This window comes from Burkholderia sp. Tr-20355, from assembly GCF_017104685.1.
Lineage (GTDB): Bacteria > Pseudomonadota > Gammaproteobacteria > Burkholderiales > Burkholderiaceae > Burkholderia > Burkholderia seminalis.
In genome coordinates this window covers 1-2058 of sequence record NZ_JAAGPK010000358.1, presented here as the reverse complement: position 1 = coordinate 2058, position 2058 = coordinate 1, and the positions used below count along the sequence as shown (strand labels likewise).

Annotated in this window: 3 protein-coding genes; all 3 read right to left on the bottom strand. The window is 72.0% G+C overall.

Annotated elements, in window-relative coordinates; all coding sequences use genetic code 11:
* Positions 1 to 35: 35 nt before the first annotated feature.
* Positions 36 to 917 (bottom strand): type III secretion inner membrane ring lipoprotein SctJ, encoded by an 882-nt coding sequence (sctJ, locus tag G3N62_RS35320; protein WP_124670281.1) that lies wholly within the window; start codon positions 915 to 917, stop codon positions 36 to 38.
* A 50-nt stretch (positions 918 to 967) separates the two neighbouring features.
* Positions 968 to 1447, bottom strand: a complete 480-nt coding sequence (locus G3N62_RS35315; RefSeq protein ID WP_034189520.1) for a hypothetical protein — start codon at positions 1445 to 1447, stop codon at positions 968 to 970.
* 148 nt (positions 1448 to 1595) lie between these two features.
* Positions 1596 to 1808 (bottom strand): hypothetical protein, encoded by a 213-nt coding sequence (locus G3N62_RS35310; protein ID WP_034180511.1) that lies wholly within the window; start codon positions 1806 to 1808, stop codon positions 1596 to 1598.
* Positions 1809 to 2058 lie beyond the last annotated feature (250 nt).

Here is a 2058-nt window from a genome sequence, read left to right as displayed (position 1 = left end):
GAGCCCGTCGCCCGGCGGCGGCGCGTGCGGATCGCTCATGCGCCGTCGCGCGCCCCGTCCGCCGCGCGCAGGCCGCCGCCCGGCTGCGACGCGCCGCCGGCACCGTTCGCCCCGCGCGGCGCACCGAGCAGGCCCGCGAGCCGCGCGCCGAACATCCCGCGCCGCGCGGCCGACAGCGCGATGACCGCGCAGGTCAGCAGGATCAGCGCGAACACGAGCCAGCCGAGCGGCGAACGCAGCCGCAGGACGTCCGACACCGCGCTGCCGATCCCGTCCACGCGTGTCGCGCGCGCGGCGGCCGGCTGCAGGAACAGCGACACGTTGTCGTACTGCAGCCCTTCGATGCTGTGCGCGACGAGATCCTTGACCATCGGCGCCATCGCGCGCAGGTCGACGCCGGGCCGGTAGCGGATGTAGACGGCCGCCGACGACGGCTTGATCTTGTCCGCCAACGGATCGTTCTCGGGAATCACGACCTGCACGCGCGCGACCACGACGCCCTCGATGTCCTGCAGCGTGCGCGACAGATCCTGCGACACGCCGTACAGGTAGCGCACGCGCTCCTCGGCGGGCGTCGACACGAGGCCCTGCTTCTGGAACAGCTCGCCGAGGCTCGCATAGCTCGGCTTCGGCAGCCCGTTCGCCTGCAGCACCGTGAGTGCCGACTGCATGTCGCCGTCCGCAACGCTCACGAGCCACGCGTTGCGGTCCGACGTGTCGCGCGCGTCGTTGTCCTTCGACGCGCTGATGCCCACGTCGCCGAGCACGGCGACCATCTGGTTCGCGTCGCGCTCCGACAGGCCCGAGTACAGCTCCTTCTGGCACCCGGCCAACAGCACGAGCAGCCCCGCGAGCAGCGCGCGCGCCGCCCGGCTGCGCCACGCATGCACGCGCGGCGTCGAATCGATCGTCGTCATCGTTTGTCCGCTTCAGGGCGCGCGAGGCCGGATCCGGCCCACGCGCGCCATCACTCCTGCGTCTTCAGCACCGTGTGCGTGAAGCCGTTCGCCGCCTGCGCGACCGACAGGCTCAACTGGTATTCCGAAATCGTGGTGGTCGCCGTCCACTGGAAGTCCATCGCCTTCACCATCGTCATCAGCGGGTCGCTGCGGCTGTCCGCCATCGACGTCAGCATCTCGCTGCGATGCTTGTCGATGTTCGCGTACCGCGAATCGAGATCGTTGCCGTAGGTGCGCAACCGCTCGACGAGCGACGACTGGTTCGCCTGCGCGGGCGTCATCTGCACGGCCGGCGCCGCATCCGCCGGCGCGCGCGACATCGCGACGCCCGACGCGGACGGCGGGGCCGCCGCCGATGCCCCCGGCTGCATCAGCGCATCGAACTGGCGCACCTGCGCCGGATCGGACGCCGCACCCGTTTGCTGCTGCGCGGCGCTCGCGAGCGCGGCCGCGCCCGGCGGCGCCGCGCCTACGCCTGTCACTGACATGTTCATGCCCTCCTCGAGTGGCCGACGCCGGACCGGATCGGTCGGGCCAGCCCGGAACAAACCGGCCGGCACGCACGCATCCGCCGCCGGACGCCCTGCTCGGGCAGACCCGGCGCGCGGCCACGCGCGGCACGGCCGGCGACCGGCGTCATGCGCGGCCGGCCGAGCTCAGGTGCTGCGCAACCTGGGCGTTCGCCGTCCCCTCTTGCGCGGTCACTGCGTTGCTGGTTTCGAACGTCGCCGTCGACTGCTGGACCTGGAAGTTGATCTTCGTCAGTTCGAGCTGCGTCTTGGTCAGGTCGTCGGCCTGCTGCTGGACCTGGTTCGTGTTGGTTGCACCACCTGCTGCCTGCGTACCCATGTTGTGCTCCTTTAAGTGAAGTTCATCCACCTTCCGGCGGCGGCCCCATGCCCCGCCGGCGACGTGAGGCGCCGCACCGCTGCGACGCCTCGCGTAATGCGCGCACCGCGCGCCGCGCGATGCGCATGACCTGTCGCGGCGCTAGTGCGCCTTCTCCTTCGATGCCGCCGCGGTTGCCGCCGCCTCCGGCAACAGCGTCGGCCACGGCACCGGCTGCGCGACCCCGGCGGCCGCGCCGCTCGCGAGCGGT